The organism is Candidatus Falkowbacteria bacterium (assembly GCA_026396835.1).
Lineage (GTDB): Bacteria > Patescibacteriota > Patescibacteriia > Patescibacteriales > Patescibacteriaceae > Patescibacterium.
This window is the reverse complement of the sequence record JAPLWA010000004.1, coordinates 199,866-221,436: the sequence shown is the minus strand read 5'-3', so window position 1 is coordinate 221,436 and position 21,571 is coordinate 199,866. Positions and strand designations below refer to the sequence as shown.

At 35.3% G+C, this 21,571-nt stretch carries 29 protein-coding genes and 3 tRNA genes; 3 read left to right on the top strand and 29 right to left on the bottom strand.

Annotation, left to right across the window (positions count from 1 at the left end; genetic code table 11):
• Nucleotides 1-3 precede the first annotated feature (3 nt).
• Together NTY12_02220 and NTY12_02215 are read left to right on the top strand one after the other, a co-directional pair.
• The gene (locus NTY12_02220) at nucleotides 4-1,269 is read left to right on the top strand and encodes an NAD(P)/FAD-dependent oxidoreductase (GenBank protein ID MCX6792815.1); all 1,266 of its coding nucleotides are present in this window, start codon (nucleotides 4-6) and stop codon (nucleotides 1,267-1,269) included.
• On the top strand, nucleotides 1,262-1,738 hold the full coding sequence (locus tag NTY12_02215; protein ID MCX6792814.1) for a prepilin-type N-terminal cleavage/methylation domain-containing protein: 477 nt from the start codon (nucleotides 1,262-1,264) through the stop codon (nucleotides 1,736-1,738). Before NTY12_02220 ends, NTY12_02215 begins: the two co-directional genes overlap by 8 nt.
• A 40-nt stretch (nucleotides 1,739-1,778) precedes the next feature.
• On the opposite strand, the gene NTY12_02210 is transcribed toward NTY12_02215, so the two are convergent.
• The 11 genes from NTY12_02210 to galE form a co-directional block, all read right to left on the bottom strand.
• A complete protein-coding gene (locus NTY12_02210) occupies nucleotides 1,779-2,342 on the bottom strand; it encodes a redoxin domain-containing protein (GenBank protein ID MCX6792813.1) in 564 nt (187 codons plus the stop codon).
• Nucleotides 2,343-2,357: 15 nt separating this feature from the next.
• Nucleotides 2,358-2,651, bottom strand: coding sequence for a hypothetical protein (locus NTY12_02205; protein MCX6792812.1), 294 nt, complete (start codon nucleotides 2,649-2,651; stop codon nucleotides 2,358-2,360).
• 109 nt (nucleotides 2,652-2,760) lie between these two features.
• Complete coding sequence (msrA, locus tag NTY12_02200) at nucleotides 2,761-3,246, bottom strand: peptide-methionine (S)-S-oxide reductase MsrA (protein MCX6792811.1); 486 nt, start codon at nucleotides 3,244-3,246, stop codon at nucleotides 2,761-2,763.
• A gap of 5 nt (nucleotides 3,247-3,251) precedes the next feature.
• The gene (locus tag NTY12_02195) at nucleotides 3,252-3,608 is read right to left on the bottom strand and encodes a methionine-R-sulfoxide reductase (protein MCX6792810.1); all 357 of its coding nucleotides are present in this window, start codon (nucleotides 3,606-3,608) and stop codon (nucleotides 3,252-3,254) included.
• The gene (locus NTY12_02190) at nucleotides 3,565-3,855 is read right to left on the bottom strand and encodes a GIY-YIG nuclease family protein (GenBank protein MCX6792809.1); all 291 of its coding nucleotides are present in this window, start codon (nucleotides 3,853-3,855) and stop codon (nucleotides 3,565-3,567) included. Before NTY12_02190 ends, NTY12_02195 begins: the two co-directional genes overlap by 44 nt.
• 4 nt (nucleotides 3,856-3,859) lie before the next feature.
• Nucleotides 3,860-4,843, bottom strand: coding sequence for a D-alanine--D-alanine ligase (locus NTY12_02185; GenBank protein ID MCX6792808.1), 984 nt, complete (start codon nucleotides 4,841-4,843; stop codon nucleotides 3,860-3,862).
• 20 nt (nucleotides 4,844-4,863) lie between these two features.
• Nucleotides 4,864-5,226, bottom strand: a complete 363-nt coding sequence (locus tag NTY12_02180) for a hypothetical protein (protein MCX6792807.1) — start codon at nucleotides 5,224-5,226, stop codon at nucleotides 4,864-4,866.
• A gap of 249 nt (nucleotides 5,227-5,475) precedes the next feature.
• Nucleotides 5,476-5,546: transfer RNA gene (locus NTY12_02175), tRNA-Trp, on the bottom strand.
• 12 nt (nucleotides 5,547-5,558) lie between these two features.
• Entirely contained in the window at nucleotides 5,559-5,696 is a 138-nt protein-coding gene (gene rpmG, locus NTY12_02170; GenBank protein MCX6792806.1) for a 50S ribosomal protein L33, read from the bottom strand.
• Nucleotides 5,697-5,833: 137 nt separating this feature from the next.
• Nucleotides 5,834-5,916 (bottom strand) — tRNA-Tyr (locus NTY12_02165).
• A 72-nt stretch (nucleotides 5,917-5,988) separates the two neighbouring features.
• Nucleotides 5,989-6,993: a UDP-glucose 4-epimerase GalE gene (galE, locus tag NTY12_02160; GenBank protein MCX6792805.1), complete on the bottom strand. Its 1,005-nt coding sequence runs from the start codon at nucleotides 6,991-6,993 to the stop codon at nucleotides 5,989-5,991.
• Between the two features lie 122 nt (nucleotides 6,994-7,115).
• On the opposite strand from galE, the gene NTY12_02155 reads away from it, so the two are divergent.
• Complete coding sequence (locus NTY12_02155; protein MCX6792804.1) at nucleotides 7,116-7,271, top strand: hypothetical protein; 156 nt, start codon at nucleotides 7,116-7,118, stop codon at nucleotides 7,269-7,271.
• A 68-nt stretch (nucleotides 7,272-7,339) separates the two neighbouring features.
• Here NTY12_02155 and NTY12_02150 read toward each other — a convergent pair.
• The 18 genes from NTY12_02150 to NTY12_02065 form a co-directional block, all read right to left on the bottom strand.
• Nucleotides 7,340-7,412 (bottom strand) — tRNA-Thr (locus tag NTY12_02150).
• 129 nt (nucleotides 7,413-7,541) lie between these two features.
• Nucleotides 7,542-8,363: a tetratricopeptide repeat protein gene (locus NTY12_02145; protein ID MCX6792803.1), complete on the bottom strand. Its 822-nt coding sequence runs from the start codon at nucleotides 8,361-8,363 to the stop codon at nucleotides 7,542-7,544.
• Between the two features lie 5 nt (nucleotides 8,364-8,368).
• On the bottom strand, nucleotides 8,369-9,286 hold the full coding sequence (locus NTY12_02140) for an aldolase (protein ID MCX6792802.1): 918 nt from the start codon (nucleotides 9,284-9,286) through the stop codon (nucleotides 8,369-8,371).
• A 6-nt stretch (nucleotides 9,287-9,292) separates the two neighbouring features.
• On the bottom strand, nucleotides 9,293-10,039 hold the full coding sequence (gene tpiA / locus NTY12_02135; protein ID MCX6792801.1) for a triose-phosphate isomerase: 747 nt from the start codon (nucleotides 10,037-10,039) through the stop codon (nucleotides 9,293-9,295).
• 16 nt (nucleotides 10,040-10,055) lie between these two features.
• Entirely contained in the window at nucleotides 10,056-11,054 is a 999-nt protein-coding gene (locus tag NTY12_02130; protein MCX6792800.1) for a serine hydrolase, read from the bottom strand.
• A gap of 18 nt (nucleotides 11,055-11,072) precedes the next feature.
• On the bottom strand, nucleotides 11,073-11,618 hold the full coding sequence (gene scpB, locus NTY12_02125; protein MCX6792799.1) for an SMC-Scp complex subunit ScpB: 546 nt from the start codon (nucleotides 11,616-11,618) through the stop codon (nucleotides 11,073-11,075).
• A gap of 12 nt (nucleotides 11,619-11,630) precedes the next feature.
• Complete coding sequence (locus NTY12_02120) at nucleotides 11,631-12,359, bottom strand: segregation/condensation protein A (protein MCX6792798.1); 729 nt, start codon at nucleotides 12,357-12,359, stop codon at nucleotides 11,631-11,633.
• 6 nt (nucleotides 12,360-12,365) lie between these two features.
• The gene (locus NTY12_02115; protein ID MCX6792797.1) at nucleotides 12,366-12,992 is read right to left on the bottom strand and encodes a hypothetical protein; all 627 of its coding nucleotides are present in this window, start codon (nucleotides 12,990-12,992) and stop codon (nucleotides 12,366-12,368) included.
• Nucleotides 12,993-12,996: 4 nt separating this feature from the next.
• Nucleotides 12,997-13,956, bottom strand: a complete 960-nt coding sequence (locus tag NTY12_02110) for a DUF5671 domain-containing protein (protein ID MCX6792796.1) — start codon at nucleotides 13,954-13,956, stop codon at nucleotides 12,997-12,999.
• A gap of 136 nt (nucleotides 13,957-14,092) precedes the next feature.
• Entirely contained in the window at nucleotides 14,093-15,880 is a 1,788-nt protein-coding gene (gene aspS, locus NTY12_02105) for an aspartate--tRNA ligase (protein MCX6792795.1), read from the bottom strand.
• Nucleotides 15,877-16,470 (bottom strand): DNA repair protein RecO, encoded by a 594-nt coding sequence (gene recO / locus NTY12_02100; GenBank protein MCX6792794.1) that lies wholly within the window; start codon nucleotides 16,468-16,470, stop codon nucleotides 15,877-15,879. The genes aspS and recO overlap by 4 nt, the downstream gene beginning before the upstream one ends.
• Before the next feature lie 190 nt (nucleotides 16,471-16,660).
• Nucleotides 16,661-17,290 (bottom strand): DUF3800 domain-containing protein, encoded by a 630-nt coding sequence (locus tag NTY12_02095; protein ID MCX6792793.1) that lies wholly within the window; start codon nucleotides 17,288-17,290, stop codon nucleotides 16,661-16,663.
• Between the two features lie 115 nt (nucleotides 17,291-17,405).
• A complete protein-coding gene (locus NTY12_02090; GenBank protein MCX6792792.1) occupies nucleotides 17,406-17,549 on the bottom strand; it encodes a hypothetical protein in 144 nt (47 codons plus the stop codon).
• A gap of 214 nt (nucleotides 17,550-17,763) precedes the next feature.
• The gene (locus tag NTY12_02085; GenBank protein MCX6792791.1) at nucleotides 17,764-18,285 is read right to left on the bottom strand and encodes a hypothetical protein; all 522 of its coding nucleotides are present in this window, start codon (nucleotides 18,283-18,285) and stop codon (nucleotides 17,764-17,766) included.
• Between the two features lies 1 nt (nucleotide 18,286).
• A complete protein-coding gene (locus tag NTY12_02080; GenBank protein ID MCX6792790.1) occupies nucleotides 18,287-19,099 on the bottom strand; it encodes a site-specific DNA-methyltransferase in 813 nt (270 codons plus the stop codon).
• 151 nt (nucleotides 19,100-19,250) lie between these two features.
• The gene (locus NTY12_02075) at nucleotides 19,251-20,825 is read right to left on the bottom strand and encodes a S8 family serine peptidase (protein MCX6792789.1); all 1,575 of its coding nucleotides are present in this window, start codon (nucleotides 20,823-20,825) and stop codon (nucleotides 19,251-19,253) included.
• Between the two features lie 14 nt (nucleotides 20,826-20,839).
• Nucleotides 20,840-21,010, bottom strand: a complete 171-nt coding sequence (locus NTY12_02070; GenBank protein ID MCX6792788.1) for a YHYH domain-containing protein — start codon at nucleotides 21,008-21,010, stop codon at nucleotides 20,840-20,842.
• Between the two features lie 36 nt (nucleotides 21,011-21,046).
• Nucleotides 21,047-21,532 (bottom strand): DUF333 domain-containing protein, encoded by a 486-nt coding sequence (locus tag NTY12_02065; GenBank protein MCX6792787.1) that lies wholly within the window; start codon nucleotides 21,530-21,532, stop codon nucleotides 21,047-21,049.
• Nucleotides 21,533-21,571 lie beyond the last annotated feature (39 nt).

Genomic DNA, 21,571 nt, shown 5'->3' with positions numbered 1-21,571 from the left:
GCTATGGAGAAAAAAGAAACTATTTATGATGTAGCTGTTATCGGCGGTGGTCCTGCCGGTATGATGGCGGCTGGGCGAGCAGCAGAATGCGGCGCTAAAGTCGTTTTAATCGAAAAAAATCCTAGCTTAGGAAAAAAACTTTTGATTACTGGCGGCGGACGCTGCAATTTAACTAACTACGAACTAGATACTCGTCGCTTTCTGGCTAAATTTAGAAATCGTCAAAAATTCTTATTCTCCCCTTTTGCTCAGTTTGGCGTTAAAGAAACTGTTGAATGGTTTAATGCTAATGGTATGAAAACTAAAGTTGAGGTTGAGAATAGAGTTTTCCCGACGAGTAACTCCGCTAAGTCTGTTTTAGACACATTAGTTGATTACATGAAAGAAAATAAAGTAAAAATTTTAACCGGAATAGAGGTTAATGGTTTTACTAGCACTAAGGAAAAAATTACTAGCCTAAGAATCAAAGGTTCTAAAGAAACGATTAAAGCTAAATCATTTATTTTAGCGACTGGCGGAAAATCTCGACCCGATACTGGTTCAACTGGTGAAGCTTTTGAGTGGTTAAAAAACATTGGTTATAATATTCCGGAGTCCGACGCCGCGCTTGTACCGATTAAGACAAAAGAAACTTGGGTAAAGAATTTAGCTGGTATAAGTTTAGCTGATGTTAAATTAAAAGTTTTTCAGAATAATAAAAAACAAGCCGAGGCTGTCGGTAAATTATTATTTACTCATTTTGGTTTGAGCGGGCCTCTAGTTCTGAACATGAGCCAACAAATTGGAGAATTATTAAAATATGCCTCAGTTGAAATAGCACTCGACTTACGACCCGGCATTGATGAAGCTAATGTCGACAAAGAATTACAGGAGCTGCTTAAGACTAGATTAAACAAGAAATTAGCTAATAGCTTGAACAACGCCGTGCCTTCAGCTTTATCGCCTATTCTTATGGATTTAGCCAATATAAACCCTGATAAGGCCGTTAATGGCCTTGAGCGCAAAGAGCGCTTAAGCCTGGTAAAACTACTAAAGAATCTACCAATGTCTGTCAGTGGCTTAATGGGAGTTGAAAAAGCCATTGTTACAAGCGGTGGCGTTGACTTAAAAGAAATCGATTCAAAAACCATGCGTTCAAGATTACATAACAACCTTTTCTTAATTGGTGATGTTTTGAATATTGATCGACCATCAGGCGGTTATAGTTTACAGCTTTGCTGGACAACGGCTCATGTAGCTGGTACCGCTGCTACTAAAAAATATGAATAAGAAGGGTTTTACTTTAGTTGAGGTATTAGTTGTGATTGGTATCATCGCCATAATAACAACTATAATTTCAATTCCTCTTTTTAGTGTCCGCGATAAGGCTCGCGATGCGAAAAGAAAAAATGATTTAACGCAAATCGGAAAATTTTTTTCTATCAATTGTTTCCTGCCCGACGCTGGTGAAGGAACTTATGATTTAACAACTGTTATCGCTGAAGTAAAATCTAAGAATCCTCAGTATACAAGTTACTTACCTGACATCAAAGATCCAAAAAGCGGCACCGACACACAATCAAATTATCTATACATTTATTCGGCTGATAAAAAATGCGCCTTGTACGCCAATCTAGAAAACAAGGATGAAAAAACCACGCTCAATATTTCCTCCCCGACTCCTGGTGGTGGAACTGGAGTTTTTTCTGGTTCGCCTGGCATAAATGGAACAAATATTTATTTTCAAGTTTCAAACTAAAAAGAGCCGCGCAAATACGCGACTCTTTTTTATAAACAAATTATATTTTCCCAATGAGATCAACGCCGGGAGTTAAAACAGCTTCACCTGGCTTCCATTTAGCTGGGCAGACATTACCTTTATGTTCACGAACAAATTTTGCAGCTTGTAATTTTCTAAACATTTCTTCAGCACTACGACCGATATTGTTGTCATGAATTTCAATAGTTTTAAGAACTCCATCTGGATCAATAATAAAAGTTCCTCTTAAAGCTAAACCTTCTTCTTCAATATATGTGCCAAAAGTTCTAGCAACATTACCAGTCGGATCAGCTAACATTGGATATTGTATTTTACTAATAGCTGGGGAATTGTCATGCCAGGCTTTGTGAACAAAAGCTGTATCAGTGCTGATACTCATGATTTCACCATCTAATTTTTTTACTTCTTCATAAAACGAAGCAGCATCCTCCAACTCTGTTGGACAAACAAAAGTAAAGTCAGCTGGATAGAAAATTAGAACTACCCATTTACCTTTATAATCTGAAAGTTTAATTTTTTTAATTGTATTTGTCTGATAAGCATCAAGCTCAAAGTCAGGCACGATTGAATTAATTTTTATCATAAATTATTTTATTTATTACCAACGTTTCTTAGCCCATTTTCTATCAACATAAACTATTCTCCACCAAGACTTGCCCATAAAAAATCCGCCCACAGCTCCTAAAATCCAAAGTATTCCCTGAAGTAAAGGCGGCAGAGCGCAGCCACCGTAATATCTTACATCATGATTTTGACTTAAAGCCCAATGTAAATAATTAATTTCAATTAAGGCATGTAAAATTAAACTTAATAAAAGTCCCAAGACTACGGAAGCAGTTAAATAGACAACTTTTTTTAGTTTTGTTGGTTTTCCTGGTTTATCGAAAAACATATGTTTATTGAAATAATAAAGTAGAGTTAAAATCAACTTCATCAATAATTATATAACGATTGAGTTAGAAAGTTAAGGTTTTTGATTAAAATAACGGCTTTTGTAGGATTTACAAATAACTAGCAAATCTAACAAAGTGACAAGTGTAGCCTTGAGGATGTTTTTGTAAATAATCCTGATGGTAATCTTCAGCTAAATAAAACTTTTTTAGCGGCTCAAGTGTTGTTACAACTGCCTCTGGCCAACGGCCTGATTCGTTTACTAGCTTTATCATCTTTGTTGCCTCAAGTTCTTCTTCGCTGGTAGCATAAAATATTACCGAACGATAAGCCGTGCCGCGATCATTACCTTGCTGATTCAAAGTTGTGGGATCATGAACTGTAAAGAAAAAATCAAGCAACTTAAGAAAAGATGTTTTAGAATCATCATATTCTATTTCAACTACTTCAGCATGACCGGGATGATTTTCATAAGTCGGCATATCATTCTCACCACCAGCATAACCAACTTGAGTGTTAATGACTCCAGTTTGTTGCCTAATCAATTCCTGCATGCCCCAAAAACATCCTCCGCCTAAAACTATTTTTTTAATCATATGCTTTATTGGTTCGGAATAAACTTCATTGATAATGAATTAACACAATGTCTAGTGTTCTTTTCGGTCATAGCTTCACCTAAAAACAGATGACCGAGATGAGCGCCGCATTTAGCGCAAGTTATTTCAGTTCTAATTCCGTCAGCATCAGTGCTCTTAATAATGGCGCCAGCTATTTCATCATCAAAACTTGGCCAACCACAATGTCCATCAAACTTATCCTTAGAATCATAGAGTGGCGCGTCGCATTGTCGACAAATATATATTCCTCTATCTTGAGTATTTACATATTCACCACTAAAAGGCGCTTCGGTTCCCTTATCGATTATTATTCTTTTTTCTTCGGCTGTTAGCTGGTTCATAAGATTTTATTAGTTTTAACTTTTCAAGTCGAGATAATTTTTTTATTCTGGCTTCTTCTTTAGAAACAGTTGATCGATTATTAAATCTTTTCGAAAATACTAAACTGACAGGACGCCGCGCACGCGTATAGCTTGCTCCAAGTTTTGAAGAGTTATGCTCTTTAACTCTGCGCTCTAAGTCAGTCGTAATCCCGGTGTAGAGCGTATCGTCAAAGCACTTAACAATGTAAAGATAATACTTAGTCACAATTCTAATATGCTAATTCAATTATTTTAGTAAGCAGCTCTTTATAGCTTAAACCACAGTTCATCATAGAAACAGGATACATAGAAATATCCGCAAATCCAGGCAAGCTATTTATTTCATTTAGAAAAACTTTATTTTTATAAACAAAAAAATCAACCCTAGCAAATCCTGAGCAGCCACATAACTTATAAACTTGTGCTGCCAAAGATTTAATTGTCTTAGCTTGGTTTTTTGTAATTTTTGCTGGAATGATTATTTTAGCCTGACCTAACTTATATTTATCGTCATAGCTATAGAAATCCTTTGCTAGCTGCAATTCCCCTGGCTCAGAGATTAATAGATCCTTATTTCCTAAAACACCGACCTCAATCTCTCTGGGACCAACCAAGCCTTCTTCAATGATGACTTTATTGTCATATTTTAAAGCCTCTTTAAGAGCTAGATTGAGCTTAGAAAAAGCGTTTAGCTTAGTAATACCAACCGAAGAACCTGAATTAGCTGATTTAACGTAGACCGGTAACTTAAAATTATTTTTAAGCTTGGATACTTTAATATTTATATCTTTTTTTGAATCTAACGAATAATCAAGGACTGAAAATTTTACCTGATTTATATTACGCTTTTCCAAAAATGTTTTAAACAGAGCTTTGTCCATACAAAGCGCTGAACTTAACGCTCGACAACCACAATATTTGATTTTTTGTGATTCAAGCAAGCTTTGCAAAACTCCATCTTCGCCAAAGCGCCCGTGCGTGATTAGAAATGCAAGGTCAAAAATTTTGGCAAAATTTTCCAATTGTATCTTCCTTCGAAACTCTTTTAATTTATTAACGTTTTTAACTATATAAAAAACACCTTGTTTATCCCAATAAATTAGAACTAACTTATATTTTTCATAAGGGAAATTATTCACTATGTTTTTAGCTGACTTAATTGAAATTTGATGCTCATTACTAGGCCCGCCAAAAAATAAAGCAACGGTTTTCATAGATTGAAATTTTTTATCGTTTAATTAATTTTCAAAAAATCAAAAAATGGTTTAATTGAAAAAATATTTTGCAAGATAATAGCTAAAATAAATACTAGACTAGGAATAAACCAAACAAAAAATAAATCAATCTTATAGCTATCAAATCTTGAACCAAGCTTCTTAAAGTAATATGAAAAAAATCTAACTCTTTCTTTATTTTTTGGTCCAAATTGCATATGAGATAAAATACAGCCGCCCAGTACAATTTCCTGCAAAAATAGATAGATTAAAATGATTGATATTATTGGCCACGGAAAAAGAGCTGGTGAAAAATAAACCAGTAAAATTAAGACACAATGGAGAATAAAAATTAGACCAAAATCACTTTTTAGATACTTCATCAATTAAAAATAATCATTTATTATTAAATTTTGTCTATTAAAGACAAGTTATTCGCAATATAGAAAGTATAACACTTTATAACGGAAACATATAAAAAATAGTAGAGACGCGCCATGGCGCTTCTCTACTATTTTTTATTCTAGCACGGGTGGTAGGAATTCCGCCTCGTCTTCGCTTCTGCCCCTTCGATTCCTTTCCGAATTACAATATAAAAAGACAAGCCGATGGCTTGCCTTTTTATATTCTAGCACGGGTGGTAGGAATCGAACCCACGCTAGAGGTTTTGGAGACCCCTGTACTACCATTATACTACACCCGCATCACGCGGAACTTACTTAGTTTCGCGGTGAAGAGTATGCTTACGTGCCTTTTTAGAAAACATCATGAGCTCAAGGCGACCTTTCAAAGTCTTCTTGTTCTTATGTGTTCGGCGGATTTCTCCGGTTTCAGTGCACTGCATCTTGATCATGTTATCTTGAGACATATAGGCAATTTCAAATTATAAATTTCAAATTTCAAAACAAAGGTAAAATTTTAAATGTTTAGAAATTAAATCATTAAAAATTGTTTTAAAATTTAGAACTTAAAATTTTTAATTAACATGGGTGGGCCGGGTAGGATTCGAACCTACGAAGGCGAAAGCCAACAGATTTACAGTCTGCCCCGGTTGACCGCTTCGGTACCGACCCAAAAAATGATTATAAAAACAGCCTTTTAAGGCTTAAGCCGATTATAACAGAATAAATTATATTTATCAAGAGCTAATATCTATAGCCGCGAGGCCTCTTATTATACCAATTTACTAAACTAATAACACTCTTTTCTAAGCTTTTCTTAGGCTGCCATTTTATGATTTCTAGAGCCTTAGAAATATTAGCATAAACCGCTGAATATTCAGCTGGCCTTGGTCGTGCTTGATTCTTTTCTAATAAAACACCCATAGTTCTTTCAACCTGTGTAATTATTTGCTTAACCGAAAATCCCTGGCCACTGCCCAAATTGATTAACTGACTTTCGTTGTTAGTAGCTAAATACTCTAAAGCTGATTGATGCGCCAAAGCTAAGTCTTCAACGTCAATGTAATCACGAATTGGCGTACCGTCAGGAGTATCAACTTTTGGACAAGTATAAGAGAATGGTTCTATACCCAGAGCTCCGCGGACTGCATTTTGCATTAATAACTGTGAAGGTTTTTTACTATCACCAATTAAGCCATCACTTGAAGCACCACAAACATTAAAAAATCTAAAAATCACATAATTAATGTTATGCAAATCTTTATACAAAGCAATGGCTTGTTCAGCTAATAACTTTGAAACGCCATAAGGACTAATCGGTTTAGTTTGATGCGTTTCATTAATTGGCAATTCCTGAGCTTCACCATACACAGCCGCAGTTGAAGAGAAAATAATATTACTTACTTTAGCCCTCGCCATGGATTCTAAAATATTTACTGTACCCAAAAGATTGGTTTGATAATATTCAAAAGGTTTAGCCACTGATTCATCGGGCATACATAAAGCTGCGCAATGAATTACGGCGCTAATTTTATTTTGCTTAAAAATATCATTTAAAACATTTGGATCAAGGATATCACCTTCAACAAACTCTAAATCACTATCTTTTTGTAAAATTTCAATAGCTTCTCGGTAACCGCGTGATAAATTATCAAGTACAATAACTTTAAAATCATTAGCTAAAAGATGCTTAGCAACATGACTGCCAATATAACCTGCGGCGCCGGTGATGAGAATAGCTTGCTTCATAAAAATTATTGTTGACAACTTATAAAAAAAGATTATAATGGCTAATTATAGCTCTTATATATAAAAATAAAAAGGAAGGCATTATGTCTGACAAAAAAGAGAAACAGGAATCCCAAGATAATATGAAAGATTATCTAAAACAACAGGGATTAAAGGATAAAGAATCATTAGATGATAGCTTCGATAATTACAATAGCAGGGGCTCAGAAAATTTGGGTGACACAGCAGAAGACAGTACTAACACTGACCCAAATGATAGCTGCGGCGCCGGTCAATAGAATCTAATAGAACTTATCAAAGCAACAAAAAAAGGCTGAATTTCAACAGCCTTTTTTATTTTTACGTGAGCCGTTGAGCGGATTTGAACCGCTGACCTACTCCTTACCATGGAGTTGCTCTACCAGCTGAGCTACAACGGCGAATTGTAAGATTAAAATAATTTCTGGAGTTGCTCTACTCGCCTCGCGTCGACGAGCTCCGCGAGTCGAAGCGGGCCAGCTGACCCCGTCATTCGACGGGGCAAGGCTACAACGGCGAATCGGAAATAATTAGAGCTCGGCGATTCTTTGTCGGAATTGGTCGAGCTTTTGATTTTCCGGATTAACCATCTCTAGACGCTTTAAGGTATCTAGAGCAGAAATTTTATCTTTCTTAATTATACTTACTTCAATCAACCTGTCAAGGTAACGAGGGTTATTATTTTCAATTTTCAAAGCTCTTTTTAGGCTAATAATCGCTCTATTTAAATCACCAATTTCTTCAAAAACCATGCCTAACAAATAGTTAACCTGAGCAATTTCTAAATCTTTAGGAGTTGGCTCCCCTTCTTTTTTAGCCAAAGAGCTGCTCTTACGGCGTAAACTCAAAGCATATTCTAATGTCTGTCTGGCTTCATTAAAACTTTGTTTTTTATAATAGACATAACCCAACTCATTAAAAGCCGTAAAATTACGAGGATCTAATCCAATGATTTCAATATACTTTTTCTCAGCTGCATCAAAACGTTCGGACTTAGTTAATTCTTCAGCCTCAACCAAAAGCGTTTCGATACGCTTATCAATTTCTTGATTAAGAACAGCCTGACGATTAACTTGCGATCGCTGCCAAGCATTTAATGAATCATAAACATAGTCAAAACCATTGCGCAAAAGTTTTGAGATTGGTTTAACTAGCTTAACGGTCCAAAAACCCCACTTACCAAAGCGGCGTCTTAAACGATCGGCAATAATTTGTTGTTTGAGAATCCTGGCGCGTTCACCGGCTACTTGATCAACATCAATATTAGCAAGCAAGCCAGCCTTGCGAGCAATGATTACAAAAATAACTACTACAGCAACAAGAAAGACTGACCAAGCAATAATATATTCCATAAGAATTATTGTTTAACTAACAAACGTCTAGCAACCTCAGGAGCTTGTCCATCATACACTACGCTAGCCACGGCATTCGCCAAGGCAACCGCTTCTTGAAATGATCGCTGATGAATATTCCTTCCCAAAGCAGCACCAGCTGATCCAAAACGATGAACATTAGCATAAATATTTTGTAATAACTCATCGTAAGAAGTTGCCTCACCGCCAGCAAAAAGAACACCTGTTCTTTGTCCAGCTAACATTATTTCACTTAAGCCGTGTGGAGTATTTGGTTCTGGTTGATTTACTTTAACAAAATCAGCGCCTAAAGCTGAGCCAATGTTTACAGCGCCAGCAATAGTATGAGCATTCATTTTATCTGTAACTGATTTACCACGTGGATAAACCCAAATAATTGCCACTAAACCAGCTTGATGAGCTTGATAAATGATTTGTGCTGCTTCGCGCAACATAGCAGCTTCAAAACCACTACCAGCATAAACCGTATAACCAACGGCTGCTATTTTTAATCCTGAATTTTTAGCAAAATTAATTACTTCTCGAACATCATACCAAGCGCTACTATAAGGTTCTTGATCCGTTTCTTTAACAATATTACTTTTTGAATTTAATTTTACAATATATGGAATATTTGGATAAGTTGCTCCGAAACGAGCGATATAACCAAGCTGGGTAGCAAAAGCACCAATGCGAGAAGACGCCGCAATTTTAAACATGTGTTCAGGTTGTGCATCTTCGGCTGAAATATCTTGACCAAAAAAATCATCATTCAAGTGTTCAACTCTTTGATCACCAGCAAAAACAAATAATCTTCCAGTATCTTTAGTAATTAATTTTAAGTTTTTCAAAAACAAAGCGCGCTTAGTGCTAGGCACATCTAACGGAACATTTGTTAAATTTGAATAATTTATTTTTGTCATATATTTTTATTTTAAGATATGTTCTGCTAAACGATTAAATTCACGAGCTTTTAAACTAGCGCCACCAACCAAGAAACCATCAATCCCTGTTTCCATGATTGGTTGTACGGTTTTTTCATCAACACTTCCACCATATATAACAGCGCAAGCGCGATCAGAGCGGTCACCAAAATAACGGCGCAATAAAACTCTGATGACATCATTAACATAAGAAATTTCTTCAGGCTCAGGAACCTCACCAGTGCCAATTGCCCAAATCGGTTCATAAGCTACTAACAAATTCTGATTTAAACCTAGACTAACGCCATTCAAGGCTTCATCCAATTGACGTGACAAAACTTCTTCACGATCACCATTATCATGATCTTCTTTTGTCTCACCAATACAAAGAATTGGATTTAAATGACGCGCAGCCAGAGCGGCTTTAACTTTTTGATTTATCATCCAATCTTCTTCACCTAAATAGCCGCGACGTTCACTGTGACCGATAATAACATAACTAGCACCAAGTTCAACTAAATCATCAGGTGAAACCTCACCAGTAAAAGCACCTTTAGCTTCCCAGAAAACATCTTGTGCGCCAACTGCTAAATTTGTTTTTTCTAATGCTTTACAAACAAATGGCAAACTAGTAAAAGACGGACAAGCCACAATTTCGGCGTTCGTCTTCTTAAATAAGCGCACATATTCATTGGCTAAAGCAATGCTGTCTTTAACCGACAAATTCATTTTCCAGTTAGCAATTAAATACATATAAAATGCGTGGTTACTATTTATTATTCCACAAATAAGACCTTAATGTCCAATCAAGAATCTTAACAGTTTCTGAGAAACGATTTTCATCAAGCGGAGCGCCCAAGACTGTTGTCATAATCATTTTACCTTTATAAGTAAAAATACCAGTGAAGCAATAACCAGCTTCATTAAGGTGGCCAGTCTTACCAATCAACATTTTAGCGCCCATTGGTAAAGAGCGACCAAGTAACTGATTGGTTGAAAAAACTTTGCGAGTTAATTCTGGACTTACACTAAAACTATAAGTTGATAATTTCAAAGCGTCAGTGATCTCTTTATGAGAAAAAGCTTCTTCAGCTAATTTACTAACATTAGCCGCGCTACCACGATTATTAACATCTAAACCAGTTGGGTCACTAAATTGCATGCTAGCTAAACGAAGTTCTTTGGCCTTCTTATTCATTAAAGCTACAAAATCTTTTTCACTAATACCAGTTGATCTTATTAAAGCCGTGACAGCTGTATTATCAGAGGCAATCAAAGCAAAAGTAAATAAATCTTTAAGTTTAATTCTATCGCCTACAAAAACATTAGCCTTTGCTCCGGTTTGCAAATCACTTTGCTGTATAGCAACTTCTTTATTCCAATCTGGTTTAGTATCAAGAAAAGTAATCGCTGTCATTAATTTAGTTAAACTAGCAATCGAGCGAACTTCATCGCCGTTTTGATTAAAAATTCTAGTTTTACTGTCAGCATCAAAAGCCACGGCGCTGATCGCCTTAACCTTAACTTGAGTTGTGCCTGAAATTAAAGTCGGAATATCGCGCGCTAAATTAGTCCACGGACTATGTTTAATAATAGTTTCTTTAGAAGCTAAACCAAAGCAAATATAAAAAGTGCTTAACACAATAATGCCAACCACTATAGCTGGTATAAAGCCAGCGAAATCCCAAGCTTCTGAATCTGCTTCATCAAACAGAGATTCAACTTTTGCTTTTGCAGTTTTATACAAATTAACTAATGACTTGATCATTGAAAATAATTATTTTGTTTAGTTAGCAATTACTTCAGGCGTAGCTAACATTCTGTCTAAAGAATCATCGACTGATAAACGAGCATAGTCAGGTAAATCAGCAATATCTTTTATGCCTAAGAAACGAACAAAATCTAGGGTAACAGTATAATAAGTTTCATCTTTTTTCTTATCAACTTTAGCTTCGATTAAGCCATGCAATAAAAGATTTCTTAAAATCAAAGCGCAATTGACGCCGCGAATACGATCTAAATCAGTTTTAGAAATTGGTCCACGATAAGCAATAATAGTTAGCGCTTCTACGCTCGGCTTACTTAATTCACCCATGGTTTCGTCTTTAACAAATTCCTTTATCAAAGCCGCTTCAGACGGCGCTGTTACCATTTGATAAGTCGAACCTTGTTTAATGATTTCCATACCGCGCTTAGTAGTTTCATATTCTAAAGCTAACTCATCCAAAGCTTTAGTAACCTCTTCAACTGATTTTTTTACTAGGTCAGCTAAATCTTTTACCTTAAGCGGTTTAGCAGCAACGAACAATAATGATTCTAAAGATGATTTCATAAATATTAACAATTAAATTTCTTTTTCTAATTCCAAACGGAAAATATCAATTTCAGCAAACAACTCACTTTGATCAGCGCTAATACTGCGCTGTTTCATCAATTCTAACATAGCCAAGAAGCTAACAATAACTTCTACTTTAGAAGTTGCTTTGCTAATTAACTCGCTAAAACGTGAGCGAATTTTGCCAAAAATTGTACTTTCAATAAACTTAATCTTATCTTCAATATTGATCTTTGCAACCAAGGTCGCCTCTTCTAAAGGCTCTACAATGACTTCTTCAACTCGTTTAAGCACTTCACTCATGATGCTAAACATAATCGCGCCATCTAAGTTAGATGGTGGAGCAAAAATTTGTAAATTAGCAATCATGGCTTTGCGATTGAATTCGCGAACAAACATAAACTTTTTACCAGCCACCATTTTTTCGATTCCTTTGGAAGCTTCTAAAAATTCTTTATACATGCGTAGCTGATGTTCAAATTCATCAATCGCTTGTTCTTCTTCAGGCAATAAGTATGGTAATAAGGCTTTTGATTTAATCAATAACAAACGTGAAGCCACGACTAAAAAGTCAGCCATTTCTTCTGGATCTAAATCAGTCATGGTACGAAGATAAGCAATATATTGATCAGCCACCGTGGCTAAACTTAATTGCGTAATATCAAGCTCGGCTTTATCAATCAGTTTAACTAATAAAGCTAAGGGGCCTTCAAATTGTTCTAGTTTAAAATCAAGCATGAAATTTTAGCGCTTCTTTTTGCCGACGACTTTTTTCTTTGTAACTTTCTTTACTACTTTCTTCTTAGCTACTTTTTTTACCGACTTCTTAACTTTCTTAAGGACTTTCTTTTGTGGCTTTTGTGGTTTAATTTTATTAGCTTGTGCAAAAGAAGCTACGACAGCTTTTTCCAACTTAACAAAATCTTTAACCATCATCTCGACGGAATTATTAAAACTAGCAGCTGGAAAAACAATTAAATGATTTGTGATTAAACCCTTGTCAATAATAACTGGTAATTTATACAAAGAACCAAAAGCGCTAACAGGGCGTTTGCTTTCTTTAATTACGCTTTGCGCAACTTTTTCTTTAGGAATTTTGGCATTTGCTTTAACGTCAAAATTATCTTTCAAAATTTTACTAATTTTTTTCTCATCAAGTCGAGCATGAGCTGGCATAATAACAATGACTGGAAAATTACCGCCCATGACAAGTAAAGCTTTGGCAATATGTTCTAATTTACGCTTTAAAGTAGAAGCCATGTCAAAAGCTGTAAAAACTGTACGATGAGTCAAAACTTTATAATTAAAATCTGAGGTATCAAGTAAGTTTAATAACTTAGCAGGAATTGATTGAGGTTGATTCTTTTTCATATATTTAGTTAGTAGTTTGAACTCTGTCAGCTGGTAAATTACCAATTGGGACAGTTCCGTTGCCTTGTTTATCAAAGTTTAAAGCCTTTTGTTTAATACATTGGTAACCAGTGCCGTGTGGCCAACGATCAGCGTAAACATAAGTCGCTTGATCCTTAACGTCCTTATTGTCAGTTTGGAAATCAGCACATAATTCATAAGAATCATTGCCTGTTTTCTTATATTCATAAGGCTTGTTGCTGCTTGGGTCTTTATATTTATCAGCGCTCAAATATGGAGTTTCAGATAAACCAGCGGCTAAATTATCAGGCAACTTATTGTACTTAGTGTAGTAAGTATTAAAAGCGCCATCTAATTCAGTGAACTGACTTAAAACTTGTTCATCGTGTTTACGAGCCCGAGCTTGATTTGGTGTTTCCACAAAGAAGAAGCTACCAATTAAACTGCCGATGGTTAAAACTAAAGTTGCAATCAAGAAAATTCTGACTACGACATCTTTAGCCTTAATTTCATCGCGCTTAACATCGTAAAAATAATAGGCAAAAATTATACCAGAAATCAACATAGCAGTAACAGCTTTCAAAATTGACTTAGTTGTTAATTCACCATTTAAGAAACTACTAATAACTGTAATCAACCAAATTATCATTACGACTGAGGAAACAAATAAAATAAAATAAATTAACCAACGTCGAATAGCTGATTCTTTATCTAGTTCGCCTTTAACTAAACTCTTACTCAAATAGCGCATGACTAAATAATAAACTGGAATCGAAATTATCAAAGCTGAAATTGCCATTTTCAAAAGATCAGAATTAAAATCACTGTTGTATGGCAAAGCTACATCAGTAATAAACTTGTTAATGGCTTGAAAAATAACTTGACCAGTTCCTAAAGCCACAAACAAAAGAGCGACTAACGAGAACATGTAGAGAAAAGCGTACTTCGCGTTATTGTTTTTCATAATATTATTAATTTTATAGTTTTTAGTTTTTAATTTTTTAGTTAATTTTTAAATGCTTTAATTTTTAGTTTGGAAATTAAAAATTTGAGCATTAATTATAAAATTACAAAATTAAAAATTATAAAATTTTACTTATTTATTTTAATTTAATTCCCAAATCTTTTAACTGTGATTCATCAACCTCACTTGGGCTGCTCATTAATAAATCTCTACCTTGTCCATCTTTAGGGAAAGCATAAATATCGCGAATTGATTCCCAATCATTCAAAACCATTAAGATACGATCAACGCCAGGAGCATTTCCGGCATGTGGTGGAGCACCAAACTTAAAAGCCTTGATCATCGCGCCAAAGCGACGATCAACTTCTTCTTTTCTATAACCAGCAATCTCAAAAACTTTATACAATAATTCTGGTTGATGATTTCTAACTCCGCCAGAAGAAATTTCAAAACCATTCAAAACTAAATCGTATTGGTAAGCTAAAATTTCTAGAGGATGTTTATTTTTCAAAGCGGCTTCTCCACCCTGTGGCATTGAAAATGGATTATGACCAAAATCAATTACACCTGGTTTAATTTCTGAATATTCATACATTGGAAAATCAGTAATCCAACAAAAAGCTGCTTTGCTTTTATCAGCTAAATTCAAACGATTAGCAATATCAACGCGAATTAAACCAAGCGCTTCTGATGCTTCGCGCCAATCCCCTGCCACCATTATAACTAAACTATTGGCTTTTGCTCTAATATTAGCCGCAATTTTAGCCAAATGTTCATTACTAATAAACTTAGACAATGAACTTTTAACAGTACCATCAGCTTCAACATTCAAAGTTGCAAAGGCTTTTATCTTTTTGCGTTCTGCTAGAGCCTTTAATTCGTCAGTTACTTTGCGACTAAAGCCTTCAGCCTCGTCAATACAAAGCGCGCTAACAATGCCGCCATTAGCTAAAACTTCTTCAAAAATTGGGAAACCAGAATCTTTACAGACTTCAGAAATATTTTTTATTTCTAAACCGTAACGTAAGTCAGGTTTATCTGTTCCGTATTTTTCAATTGCTTCGCGCCAGGCAAGACGAACAAATTCTCCGTCATGACCTAAAGTCATAATTGTTTTGTTGGAAAACTTTTTGGTAACTTCTTTCATTAAAGGTTCCATGATAGCAAAAACATCTTCTTGTCCGGCAAAACTCATTTCCATGTCGAGTTGATAAAATTCTCCGTAGTGACGATCAAGTCTAGTGTCTTCATCTCTAAAGCAAGGCGCGATTTGGAAATATCTATCCATGCCACCAACCATTAACAATTGCTTAAACTGTTGCGGAGCTTGTGGCAAAGCATAAAACTTACCAGGATAAAGTCGAGACGGAATTAAAAAGTCGCGCGCGCCTTCAGGTGAGGAGTTTGCTAAAATTGGCGTTTGGACTTCAACAAAATCATGCTTATGGAAATACTCTCTCAAATATGTAAAAAATTCATCCTTAGTTTTAAGCATGGTTTGCAACTTGGCGCGTCTTAGGTCAAGGAAACGATATTCTAAACGTAATGGCTCGTTAGTCGCCGCCGCCATGGCCTCGTTATTTATTTCAAAAGGTAGAACTTCGCTGGTTGTTAAAATTTCTAATTCATTAACTAAAATTTCAACTTCACCTGTGGCTAAGTCTTTATTAACCATTTCATCAGGACGAGCTTTAACTTCGCCATCAATCGTAATAACAAATTCATGCCTTAAACTGGTAGCCAATTTAGTAGCTTTAGGAAAAAAGTCAGGATTAAAAACTAATTGCGTTAGACCATAACGATCACGCAAGTCAACAAAAATAACGCCACCTAAGTCACGGCGACTATGCACCCAACCACTAAGTTTAACTTTCTCTCCGTTGTTTGAGCGGCGAAGTTCGCCACATGTGTGTGTTCTCATCATAAAGCATTGGCAATAGCGACTGGTAATAATTTATCCAGCCAGCGATTCATTTCTTTAAATTTTTTACGATCTAAACTTTGACTAGCCATGGTATAGAGCGATGGCTCAATCTTAAAATCCTTATGCGCCTCGGGTCCATAACCTAATCTTTCCAAAGCTAGCATTAAGAAAATTTTTGCAAACCAGTGATACCATTCAGCCTCAGCTTTAGCCTCGTTTAATAAAGCAAAAAAGTCAGACAATAAATGAAATATCTTTTCATCTTTTACACCTTCTTCGGTTAAACGATTAAAGTGATAAATCGCAAAACCAGCGGCCGCAATCTTATCATAATCGCCTTTTAAGGAAGGATAGCAGTTACGGCTCGAGGCCGCGGCTGCCGAAGACATGCCTTTACCAGAAATAACCATTAATTCTAGCAAAGTCAGAGGTTCAAGATGAGCGGCTAGTTTTGAGGCTAAACGCCTGCCACCACGCACCAAAAGCCGGACTTTCCCCTGCTCCAGTGTGTAAACATCCACCATTAAATCTTGCTCTTTCCATGGCCGGCAAGCTAAACATATGGCCGGCGTAGATATTGTTTGCGGCATGGTCTTATTATACCCTATTTTAGAGCAAAATATAAGGGAAATATGGGGATAAATATACACTAAAAGCAATGTGCAAAAAATGCATATTGCTTTTAAAAATACTATATGATATTATTCAAACATAAGAAATAAGACCACTTGCGTTGGGTTACCGGATGGCAACCCGTTAAAGCAAGGGGCTTTCTTTTTTTTATGGGAATAATAGCTTTTCGTCTATTATTTTATTTTTTATAACTTCATAAAACTCAAAGTCACCTCTCTCATATTTTCTAAAGATTGCCCAAGAAATAAAATCAACCGCCTGTAAACACTTATTATCATGAGAAGAGATGAGAGTCATTTTAAATTTTTTATGATCGCGTCTATACATAGCTTTAGTTATGTAAGAGATGAAGTTTTCTCTAAGATTCTTCTTAGTATCTTTTCTATCAACTATTAATGATATGTGTTCGTTTTTATCTAATATATTAGTATTTATCAAACGGTCAAGAACTATGTTTGCAGTATAGTTATATAAATAATTCTTCTGTTCCTGCAAATCTAAATAGACCTTCTTTTTATTTAGAATAATCGTAACTATTTTTAGATCATCTATTTCCGACAGCAATCGAAGTGTCTTTAAAATAGTTTCGACTTTTTCATTAGAAGCATGCAACTCTCCTAGATGCTTGTGCTTTTTGTGAATAGTCTTCCAAACTTTCTTAATTACTTTTTCCATTGCCTTATCATTACCAATAATCGCGAGAGTAAATAAAAACCATTTACTTGATTTATCACTAAATCCCATATCGCCGCTCTCGTCCATAAATATGTAAGTCATAAAATATCTATACAAAAATAAAACCCCCTAAATATATAGAGGGGTTTATTGGGTTGAGATTATATTGTATAAAAAAATTAAAAATTTGTCTATTCGGTCATTTATAATATGATTTTTACTTATCTTTTAATTTTAGTTCTTTTTCAATCTTGTCTAGTCGTTCAAATATTTCTTTAAAATTATCCTTAATGAACTGATCATAATTTAAGGCAAACTTTACAAGTTTATCATCAATAAACTTATATTTTTGTTCAGTCATATAATTAGAACAATTAGATGAGTTAGAACAATATAATAGCAAAAATCAAAATTGATAACAACTCGTTTTTCTCTATCAATTTTCACGTGAATACCAGTCACCCCTCTCTGTCCGCCGATTCGGCGGATGGAGAGGGGCTGGGGGTGAGGTCAGACAAAACGGCAGAATCCCCTACGGGGAGATTCTGCCGGAGCGGAAGTAAAAAGTTAATTAATTATTTTGGCACTGGTAAACCTAATTTTTGCAGAGGCAAATAATTAAAATAATGCTGACAACCGACTGATATTATATAATCTAGAACATCTTTGTATGCTTGGTGCCTAAACCAATCACTTAATATATAAATATACTCCACTTCAATATTAAGCGGCGCCATTAATTTAGCATATTGTTTTCTTTTAAAATCGCATGTCTGCAATTTTTCATCAACCGAGCCAGCGACTTTTTGAAATTTCATCTCAATAATAAATAAAGTATTATTCACGATTACATATAGCGCTTCATCTGGAAGTAGCTTTTTGGAAAGATGTTTTTTATAATCAATGCCTCTGGAGTGCAAATATACATAAAGAGCATTTTTTCTATAACTTTTTGCAACTTCCTCGCCTTTATAAAATATAGTATTACCCTTAACAGTATAACCATTCTGTTTCTTGAGAATTTCTAATATATCTCTTTCTTTTTCAAAATTTAATCCAGTTATTGTGTTGCCGCCTCCAATACCTTTATCTTTCATATTATTTTTTATTAATAATATTATTTAGTTTTTTATCAAGCTCGCTTAACCTCTTGATAGATAAATCTAAATATTTTTTTTCTGTATCAATTCCAACAAACTTTCTTCCATGAATATAAGCTGCTATACCGGTTGTTGAGCTACCCGTAAAAGGATCTAGAATAATATCACCCTCCTTAGTGCTAGCAAGGACTATTCTTCTTAATAAATCTAAGGATTTTTGCGTTGGATGCTTACCAAAAGTTTTTTCGGATGGTCTTGGTGTATTTATAGACCAAACTGACCTCATTTGAAGCCCTGGCTTCTTTAATTGATCTTCGGGCCATTCGCCATTTTTCATAGCCTGATAATTGAATACATGTTTTGCCTTCTTGTCTTTTTTAACCCAGATTAAAGTTTCATGGCTAGCTGTAAAAAATCTACAACTCAAGTTCGGAGAGGCATTTGGCTTAAACCAAGCCACGTCATTTAAGATATGGTAGCCAAGGGACTGTAAGGCATGACCGCATTGATAGATAGAATGATATGTCCCGCTAAGCCAAAGTGTCCCGTTTGGTTTCAAAACTCTTTTGCATGCTTCAAGCCATTTATAGTGGAAATCGTAATCATCTTTAAAGCCCTTGCTCTTGTCCCAATTCCCCTTATTGACGCTTACTCTCTTTCCAGCATGAACAGTGAACCCTCCATTAGAGAGATTATATGGCGGATCAGCAAAAATCATATCAACTGATTCAGGCTTCATTTTAGCTAAAATAGTTAAGCAATCTCCATGCTGGAGAATAAAGCCAGGCTTCTTAAAATAGAGGGTTTTCATTGGGAGGGTAATTAAAACAGGGGTTAGTATTTTACTATATATTAGCATTGATTTTGGGTTAAATCAAAATAAAAAAATAACCCTATCCGTGGATTGGAGAGGGTTATTTTAGATGATTTTATTATATAATATAATACTCAAACTTTGCAAACTATAGAATACTAACTGACTTTCGTATCACCCATCCTTCTTTATTGTTATATTTTATCTTAACCCAAAGCTTATTCGCGTTATCTAACACCTTATATTTAGACTTCGTTTTTGCTAGTCCAAGAATCTTTGCAGTAGTTGATGGTTTTTGACGAACATTAATATTTGTATTTACAACAACAAACTTATCTACTGAAACGGTTGGCTTTTTCACCCTACTAATTTGAACATAATTTATTGAAGAAGAAACAATTGGTGATTCATTGCCTACAGAATCTTTAAACTTAACAAAAATAGTTTTAATACCATACCCATTAGTCAAGGACCAACTTTTATTCGTTGACAAATTTTCCCAAGAAGCACCGATAAAATTAGGATCATTAGAGATAATCATTGAGATGGGATTAGTATCAGACGCTGACAAATTTAAAGTAACTATTTGTTTATCAGTCTCAGTTTCTCCATTATTAATTTTAACAACAGCTCCATTCGGGGCCTGTGTGTCTTTAGTATCATTTTTTATTGGCGGATTACTAACAGCGCCCTTCTCATTCATTACCTTGCCGACTGCGGTGTAATATAAGTCGCCCGTATCTAAAAACTTAGACGTTAAGCTGAAGGCCTTCATGATGTCTGTATTATTTAACCTGGGATAGTTTGATTCTAAAATTGCCACTAATCCGGAGACTATTGGTGCGGAAAATGATGTACCAGACCAACTTAATTTGTAGCCATATCCTTGAGAAAGAGCTGGAACAGTAAGTCCGATCATATTTTCTCCGGGAGCATAAACATCAATAATTGATCCGAAGTTAGTCCATGAAGTTAATTTATTTACATTCGATGCACCAATCGCTAGAACCATTTTATTTCCATTTGGTTTGTTGCAGACTGGTGACACTTTGAACATATCAAGATTTAACCCTAACTGAGCTGAACTTTCCACATCACCATTGCCCGCCGAAGCGACTATTACTAAACCTTTAATATATGCATACGATATTGCAGCGTCATAATCCGAACTATAACCGACGTAGCCATTTGATGAGCCTAAACTTAAATTTATAACATTTGCCCCATTGTCTGCTGCATATCTTATTGCTGAAACGATTGATTGTGTTGGGCAACCATAATCACTACAAACTATTAATGGCATTATCTTAGCCTGAGAAGCAATGCCTCTTATACCATCTCCTGTGTCGTTAGCGGCTATTATGCCCGCTACGGCTGTGCCGTGGTTAGCTTTAACAGTTAAGTCACTATTATTATCTAAAAAATTCCAACCGTAGTAATCATCAATATAACCATTGCCATCATCATCAATCCCATTGTTTGCTATTTCTTTCGTATTTACCCAATTGCGACCAACTAAATTGGGGTGGCTAAGCCAAACACCGGTATCTATCACAGCAACGACTATTCCATCCCCTTTTTTAGTAGAAGAATAATTAATATTATAGTATTTTATATCATATAAATAGTTTTGCTTATCATAATAACTTGTCGCAAAAACCTTATATGGAACAACAACTGCAATCAAGAGTGCGATCACGAAATAATAAATTATTCTTTTCATATAAAAATAAATATTTACTTAGCTCTATGACAATGGTACTGCCCATATCTTAAGCCGTATCTCTTACAATTCGTATAACAGGTATGGCAACCATATTTATTGGTTCTTCCGGGATGAGCTAAAACTGGTTGAATTAAAACAAAAGAAAAAACTACAAACAAAAATACAATAATAATTTTTTTCATAGGAGAGGTATTAAGTTATTTTCTATAAAATTAATTTTAATTTGTTTTTCCCTTTAGCTGACAATTTCCCTCATAAAACGCCTGATCATCGCAAGTTGAGCCATCCTTAAAAGTACAAACCGCATTATCAGCCGCTATGGTTTGTCCGCCAGACCAAGCACAGAATTTTTGCGCAATTGTATCGTAGCCGGTTGTTCTCATTCCGCCGGCTGGACAATAACCTCTTAATAAGGCCCATTCTTCGCAAGCGCGGTTATCTTCAAACATACAAAGTCCGTATTCGGCTCCGTCAGGCCTTTTTTGAATAATTGTTTGCCCGCCTTTTGCCACACAATTAGTGCTCGCTGGATTAGCTATCGTAGTAGCGGGCGAATCTTGCGGCGTCGTTGACGGCTGGCTAACAATCGGCGTTTCTACTTTATTACTATTTATCCGATTAACTAATACTAAAACTAAACGAGCGCCCAAAGCCAAAAGAACAATAGCGCCGATAACAATTAATTTAAGATGTTTAGTTTTCATTGTGATTTATTACTATTCTATTTTCATAACTCTTCTCTG

Excerpts from the sequence above, each read along its gene's own strand:
- NTY12_02220 (MCX6792815.1), top strand. The coding sequence starts at position 4 with ATGGAGAAAAAAGAAACTATTTATGATGTAGCTGTTATCGGCGGTGGT.
- NTY12_02215 (MCX6792814.1), top strand. The coding sequence starts at position 1,262 with ATGAATAAGAAGGGTTTTACTTTAGTTGAGGTATTAGTTGTGATTGGT.
- NTY12_02210 (MCX6792813.1), bottom strand. The coding sequence starts at position 2,342 with ATGATAAAAATTAATTCAATCGTGCCTGACTTTGAGCTTGATGCTTAT.
- NTY12_02205 (MCX6792812.1), bottom strand. The coding sequence starts at position 2,651 with ATGTTTTTCGATAAACCAGGAAAACCAACAAAACTAAAAAAAGTTGTC.
- msrA (MCX6792811.1), bottom strand. The coding sequence starts at position 3,246 with ATGATTAAAAAAATAGTTTTAGGCGGAGGATGTTTTTGGGGCATGCAG.
- NTY12_02195 (MCX6792810.1), bottom strand. The coding sequence starts at position 3,608 with ATGAACCAGCTAACAGCCGAAGAAAAAAGAATAATAATCGATAAGGGA.
- NTY12_02185 (MCX6792808.1), bottom strand. The coding sequence starts at position 4,843 with ATGAAAACCGTTGCTTTATTTTTTGGCGGGCCTAGTAATGAGCATCAA.
- NTY12_02180 (MCX6792807.1), bottom strand. The coding sequence starts at position 5,226 with ATGAAGTATCTAAAAAGTGATTTTGGTCTAATTTTTATTCTCCATTGT.
- rpmG (MCX6792806.1), bottom strand. The coding sequence starts at position 5,696 with ATGATCAAGATGCAGTGCACTGAAACCGGAGAAATCCGCCGAACACAT.
- galE (MCX6792805.1), bottom strand. The coding sequence starts at position 6,993 with ATGAAGCAAGCTATTCTCATCACCGGCGCCGCAGGTTATATTGGCAGT.
- NTY12_02155 (MCX6792804.1), top strand. The coding sequence starts at position 7,116 with ATGAAAGATTATCTAAAACAACAGGGATTAAAGGATAAAGAATCATTA.
- NTY12_02145 (MCX6792803.1), bottom strand. The coding sequence starts at position 8,363 with ATGGAATATATTATTGCTTGGTCAGTCTTTCTTGTTGCTGTAGTAGTT.
- NTY12_02140 (MCX6792802.1), bottom strand. The coding sequence starts at position 9,286 with ATGACAAAAATAAATTATTCAAATTTAACAAATGTTCCGTTAGATGTG.
- tpiA (MCX6792801.1), bottom strand. The coding sequence starts at position 10,039 with ATGTATTTAATTGCTAACTGGAAAATGAATTTGTCGGTTAAAGACAGC.
- NTY12_02130 (MCX6792800.1), bottom strand. The coding sequence starts at position 11,054 with ATGATCAAGTCATTAGTTAATTTGTATAAAACTGCAAAAGCAAAAGTT.
- scpB (MCX6792799.1), bottom strand. The coding sequence starts at position 11,618 with ATGAAATCATCTTTAGAATCATTATTGTTCGTTGCTGCTAAACCGCTT.
- NTY12_02120 (MCX6792798.1), bottom strand. The coding sequence starts at position 12,359 with ATGCTTGATTTTAAACTAGAACAATTTGAAGGCCCCTTAGCTTTATTA.
- NTY12_02115 (MCX6792797.1), bottom strand. The coding sequence starts at position 12,992 with ATGAAAAAGAATCAACCTCAATCAATTCCTGCTAAGTTATTAAACTTA.
- NTY12_02110 (MCX6792796.1), bottom strand. The coding sequence starts at position 13,956 with ATGAAAAACAATAACGCGAAGTACGCTTTTCTCTACATGTTCTCGTTA.
- aspS (MCX6792795.1), bottom strand. The coding sequence starts at position 15,880 with ATGATGAGAACACACACATGTGGCGAACTTCGCCGCTCAAACAACGGA.
- recO (MCX6792794.1), bottom strand. The coding sequence starts at position 16,470 with ATGCCGCAAACAATATCTACGCCGGCCATATGTTTAGCTTGCCGGCCA.
- NTY12_02095 (MCX6792793.1), bottom strand. The coding sequence starts at position 17,290 with ATGACTTACATATTTATGGACGAGAGCGGCGATATGGGATTTAGTGAT.
- NTY12_02090 (MCX6792792.1), bottom strand. The coding sequence starts at position 17,549 with ATGACTGAACAAAAATATAAGTTTATTGATGATAAACTTGTAAAGTTT.
- NTY12_02085 (MCX6792791.1), bottom strand. The coding sequence starts at position 18,285 with ATGAAAGATAAAGGTATTGGAGGCGGCAACACAATAACTGGATTAAAT.
- NTY12_02080 (MCX6792790.1), bottom strand. The coding sequence starts at position 19,099 with ATGAAAACCCTCTATTTTAAGAAGCCTGGCTTTATTCTCCAGCATGGA.
- NTY12_02075 (MCX6792789.1), bottom strand. The coding sequence starts at position 20,825 with ATGAAAAGAATAATTTATTATTTCGTGATCGCACTCTTGATTGCAGTT.
- NTY12_02070 (MCX6792788.1), bottom strand. The coding sequence starts at position 21,010 with ATGAAAAAAATTATTATTGTATTTTTGTTTGTAGTTTTTTCTTTTGTT.
- NTY12_02065 (MCX6792787.1), bottom strand. The coding sequence starts at position 21,532 with ATGAAAACTAAACATCTTAAATTAATTGTTATCGGCGCTATTGTTCTT.